This window comes from Paenibacillus xanthanilyticus (genome assembly GCF_042682185.1).
In the GTDB taxonomy this organism is placed as follows: Bacteria; Bacillota; Bacilli; order Paenibacillales; family Paenibacillaceae; genus Paenibacillus_Z; species Paenibacillus_Z xanthanilyticus.
In genome coordinates this window covers 2,855,001-2,860,000 of record NZ_JBHUHA010000002.1, presented here as the reverse complement: position 1 = coordinate 2,860,000, position 5,000 = coordinate 2,855,001, and the positions used below count along the sequence as shown (strand labels likewise).

Here is a 5,000-nt window from a genome sequence, read left to right as displayed (position 1 = left end):
ACTTGCATGTATTAGGCACGCCGCCAGCGTTCGTCCTGAGCCAGGATCAAACTCTCCATAAAAGAAAGATTGTGACTCATTTAAAACGTGACTTCATTCACTCGTTGTTCAGTTTTCAAAGAACAAATGCTTGTCCCGTTTTGCAACAGGAACTATATCATAACATGTCGGAAACTTAATTGCAAGTGTTTTTATTTATCCGATTGAGGGTACGAATCCCTTCAAGTAGATTACTCCGAACACTTCCTGCTCTCTCTTGCGGCAGGAATATTAGAATATCAGCTTTTAGGTCATATTGCAACCCTTTTATTTAAATAATCGGGATTATTCTTTTCGCAGCAAAAATGACTGATAGTTCATTTGTCTTTGTATGATCCCTTACATATTCGACAACGGTTTGACTCATTCTACAGGAGGCGAAATCATAATCAATTCAGGGGGATTCGTAAATATGGGTACAACTAGCCAAAACAGTGCTACCTCTCCGGAGGGGAATAATGAACAAACGGATACCAAACTAAAGTGGTGGCAGCTATCTCTGCTTGGAGTCGCTTTCACAATAGGAACAGGATATTTTCTCGGGTCTGGACTTGCGATTCAGATCGGTGGGCCTGGCGTGCTTTTTTGTTTTTTGCTTGCGGCTATCGGTACATATTTGGTGTTCGATGTCTTAGCACAAATGACATCCCGTGATCCACTGGAGGGTTCATTCCGTTCCTACGCCAAGAAAGCCTTTGGCCGATGGGCAGGATTCAGCAGCGGTTGGGTGTACTGGTCATCCGAATTATTAATTATGGGCAGTCAGTTGACTGCACTATCGTTATTCTCCAAGCTGTGGTTTCCTAATTTGCCCATGTGGATCTTAGCTATTGTCTATGCCGTTCTTGGACTTTTTATTGTGTGGTTAGGCACGAAGGGTTTCGAGCGCTTCGAAAACGTCTTCGCCATGATTAAGGTTGCGGCTATTGTCATGTTTATCGCTCTTGCCGCTAGTGCACTAATGGGATGGTTACACATAGGACAGGTACAAGCTTTTCCAACAACGGTAAGGGACTATTTCCCTCATGGAGGACTTGGCTTATGGGCATCGCTTTTGTTCGCCTTCTATGCTTTTGGAGGAATTGAGATTATGGGGATTATGGCGATGCGTCTTCAAGAGCCTCAGCAAGCGCCTAAAGCAGGCAAAACCATGCTTGCTCTACTCACGTCAATCTATCTGGCCTCGCTTGTATTAGCCATGATATTAGTGTCTTGGAAAAAATTTAATGGTGAACAAAGTCCATTCCTTCTCGCGCTGAAAAAATTCGATATACCGTTTGTACCAGACATCTTCAACGCAATCCTTATTATTGCCGGCTTCTCGACCATGACCGCTTCATTATTCGCGATCATAAAAATGCTTGTCTTGCTCGCCAAAGACGGAGATGCCCCTCACTTTCTAACCGTTATCAAACTAAATAGGCCGGTAATGGCTATTGGGTTAACCGCGGCTGGCATGGCCTGTTCTATTGTCTTCTCCATGCTTATGCCCGGAAAGATTTATGAGTACATTACAACTGCTGCCGGTTTAATGCTGCTCTATAATTGGATGTTCATCCTCATAACTTCAGGGCGCTTACTGGACTTAACGACATTCGGCAAAATAAAACGATATGCGGGGTTATTGATCTTGCTTGGAGCTGTAAGTGGTTCTCTTTTTCACTCCCTGAGTCGACCCGGTTTCTTTATTAGTCTTGGATTCGTTTCTGTTATTGGTGGACTGACGCTTTTTATGAATGCGAGATGGCGTTCGGGTTCCCTAAATGCAACCTCAGCCGGTAACATTCAAGCTATGTCAACCAAACATCAGCCGCGCGGCCTCAAAGCCAAAGTAAAGTCCAAAGCCAATAAGTGAGCAACCCGATACCGTGGCTACTCCGCGAAGAAGTCCATTCGATAGCCATCGGCGAAAAGAACTCGCTATACTGGCCATAGTAAGATCCCAGATGATAATACCGCCTAGAATTGCGAGGCTGCAGATAAGCAATTTCATCCCCGTATGGCTTACTGCTGCTTCCGCAATAACAGATCCATAAATACCGACCCAAAACAAGATCGTCATCGGATTCGATAAGGACATGAGAAACCCGGATACAAAAGATTTTAATAGCGGTTCTTTCACATGTGGATCAATCGCACTCAGCTGCAATTTCCCGGCGCGCATTAAACTCTCAACACCCGTATAGACGAGTACGAAGCAACCGAATAACCACAAGAAGCTCTTCATGAAGGGAATATCAATAAAATGTACAAAGCCTAAATATACGAGCAGCATGTACAGCATGTCCGCAACCATAGCACCGACACCAACAAACCAAGAGTGTAGAAAGCCTTTCTTAATTCCCGCATCAAGTTGTGCGGCGTTAATCGGACCGATCGGTGCGGATAAGGACAATCCAAGTAACATGTAACTTAGTAACAGACTCATAACTACAAACCCTCCTGAATCATTTTAAGGTCGGCGTTGCACATACCTTATTAATGTATTCAGGAGCATCTGCTTGTACGACTACTTCATTTGTTAATACCCGATCTCAATTACGTGCCAGGACAAAACAAAAAACCGACCACAGTAATGTGGTCGGTCATTCGTGCTTGGGGACGTCCTACTCTCCCAGGACCCTGCGGTCCAAGTACCAGCATTACAAATGAACCATCCGGTTCGGTCGGATGGCCATATGTAATACCGCTGGAAGGCTTAACGGTCGTGTTCGGGATGGGTACGCGTGGTACCTTATATCACACTGCATCATTTAACACAAATCGCTCCATTGAAGTCTCAAATTGAGCGATTGATGTTCGTTCAAAACTTTAATAATTCGGCAGCACACTTTACGCAGGCTATAAAACAAAAAACCGACCACATCACTGTGGTCGGTCATTCGTGCTTGGCGACGTCCTACTCTCCCAGGACCCTGCGGTCCAAGTACCATCGGCGCTGGAAGGCTTAACGGTCGTGTTCGGGATGGGTACGCGTGGTTCCCTTCCGCCATCGCCACCAAACATTCAAGGTGTTACACCCTGAAAACTGGATACGAAACTCAACACTTTAGCTGTGTTTGTCTAAGCTCTTGTGAACTTAAACCTTTAGGATAAGCCCTCGACCGATTAGTATTCGTCAGCTGCATGCATTGCTGCACTTCCACCTCGAACCTATCAACCTGGTCGTCTTCCAGGGGTCTTACTAATTGGGAAATCTCATCTTGAGGGGGGCTTCACGCTTAGATGCTTTCAGCGCTTATCCCGTCCGTACTTGGCTACCCAGCGGTGCTCCTGGCGGAACAACTGGTACACCAGCGGTACGTCCATCCCGGTCCTCTCGTACTAAGGACAGCTCCTCTCAAATTTCCTACGCCCACGACAGATAGGGACCGAACTGTCTCACGACGTTCTGAACCCAGCTCGCGTACCGCTTTAATGGGCGAACAGCCCAACCCTTGGGACCTACTTCAGCCCCAGGATGCGATGAGCCGACATCGAGGTGCCAAACCTCCCCGTCGATGTGGACTCTTGGGGGAGATAAGCCTGTTATCCCCAGGGTAGCTTTTATCCGTTGAGCGATGGCCCTTCCATTCGGTACCACCGGATCACTAAGCCCGACTTTCGTCCCTGCTCGACTTGTGGGTCTCGCAGTCAAGCTCCCTTATGCCTTTGCACGCTTCGAATGATTTCCAACCATTCTGAGGGAACCTTTGGGCGCCTCCGTTACATTTTAGGAGGCGACCGCCCCAGTCAAACTGCCCGCCTGACACGGTCCCCCCACCCGATTCAGGGTGGCGGGTTAGAACTCCGATACGATCAGGGTGGTATCCCAACGGCGCCTCCACCCAAGCTGGCGCTCAGGCTTCTCAGGCTCCCACCTATCCTGTACAGATCGTACCAAAGTCCAATATCAAGCTGCAGTAAAGCTCCATGGGGTCTTTCCGTCTTGTCGCGGGTAACCTGCATCTTCACAGGTATTAAAATTTCACCGGATCTCTCGTTGAGACAGCGCCCAAGTCGTTACGCCATTCGTGCGGGTCAGAATTTACCTGACAAGGAATTTCGCTACCTTAGGACCGTTATAGTTACGGCCGCCGTTTACTGGGGCTTCGGTTCATAGCTTCGGGTTGCCCCTAACCACTCCCCTTAACCTTCCAGCACCGGGCAGGCGTCAGCCCGTATACTTCGCCTTACGGCTTCGCACAGACCTGTGTTTTTGCTAAACAGTCGCTTGGGCCTTTTCACTGCGACCCCCTCGGGCTATTCACCCTACCGAGGCACCCCTTCTCCCGAAGTTACGGGGTCATTTTGCCGAGTTCCTTAACGAGAGTTCTTCCGCGCGCCTTAGCATGCTCTGCTCGCCTACCTGTGTCGGTTTGCGGTACGGGCACCTTGACCTGGCTAGAAGCTTTTCTTGGCAGCGGGAACACATAACCTTCGGTACTGTAATTTTCCCTCCCCATCACAGCCCAGCCTTAACGATGTGCGGATTTGCCTACACATCAGCCTCACTGCTTGGACGAGCTATTCCATCAGCTCGCGTTACTATCCTTCTGCGTCACTCCATTGCTCATAACGGCTACGGTGGTACAGGAATATCAACCTGTTGTCCTTCGACTACGCCTTTCGGCCTCGCCTTAGGTCCCGACTTACCCTGAGCGGACGAGCCTTCCTCAGGAACCCTTAGGCTTTCGGCGGACAAGATTCTCACTTGTCTTTTCGTTACTCATACCGGCATTCTCACTTGTATGCTGTCCACCAGTCCTTACGGTCTGACTTCAACCTACATACAACGCTCCCCTACCACTACACCATACGGTGCAATCCATAGCTTCGGTGGTGTGTTTAGCCCCGTTACATTTTCGGCGCAGAGTCACTCGACCAGTGAGCTATTACGCACTCTTTAAATGGTGGCTGCTTCTAAGCCAACATCCTGGTTGTCTTTGCAACTCCACATCCTTTCCCACTTAACACACACT

The 5,000-nt window shown here is 48.5% G+C and carries 2 protein-coding genes and 3 rRNA genes (2 of these 5 cut by a window edge); 1 reads left to right on the top strand and 4 read right to left on the bottom strand.

Going from position 1 to position 5,000, the window contains the following annotated elements; translation table 11 throughout:
* Positions 1–62 (bottom strand): 16S ribosomal RNA (locus tag ACFSKT_RS30035) (it extends 1,482 nt beyond the left edge of the window).
* A 389-nt stretch (positions 63–451) separates the two neighbouring features.
* On the opposite strand from ACFSKT_RS30035, the gene ACFSKT_RS30030 reads away from it, so the two are divergent.
* On the top strand, positions 452–1,894 hold the full coding sequence (locus ACFSKT_RS30030) for an amino acid permease (protein WP_377717460.1): 1,443 nt from the start codon (positions 452–454) through the stop codon (positions 1,892–1,894).
* Here the strand turns inward: ACFSKT_RS30030 and ACFSKT_RS30025 are convergent.
* The 3 genes from ACFSKT_RS30025 to ACFSKT_RS30015 form a co-directional block, all read right to left on the bottom strand.
* Entirely contained in the window at positions 1,835–2,467 is a 633-nt protein-coding gene (locus ACFSKT_RS30025) for a LysE family transporter (protein ID WP_377717459.1), read from the bottom strand. The two genes, ACFSKT_RS30030 and ACFSKT_RS30025, sit on opposite strands and share 60 nt — an antisense overlap.
* Positions 2,468–2,925: 458 nt before the next feature.
* Positions 2,926–3,042, bottom strand: a 5S ribosomal RNA gene (rrf, locus tag ACFSKT_RS30020).
* Positions 3,043–3,127: 85 nt separating this feature from the next.
* Positions 3,128–5,000 (bottom strand): 23S ribosomal RNA (locus tag ACFSKT_RS30015); it runs 1,058 nt beyond the window's last position.

Coding starts and splice junctions, on each gene's coding strand:
- ACFSKT_RS30030 (WP_377717460.1), top strand. CDS start 452: ATGGGTACAACTAGCCAAAACAGTGCTACCTCTCCGGAGGGGAATAAT.
- ACFSKT_RS30025 (WP_377717459.1), bottom strand. CDS start 2,467: ATGAGTCTGTTACTAAGTTACATGTTACTTGGATTGTCCTTATCCGCA.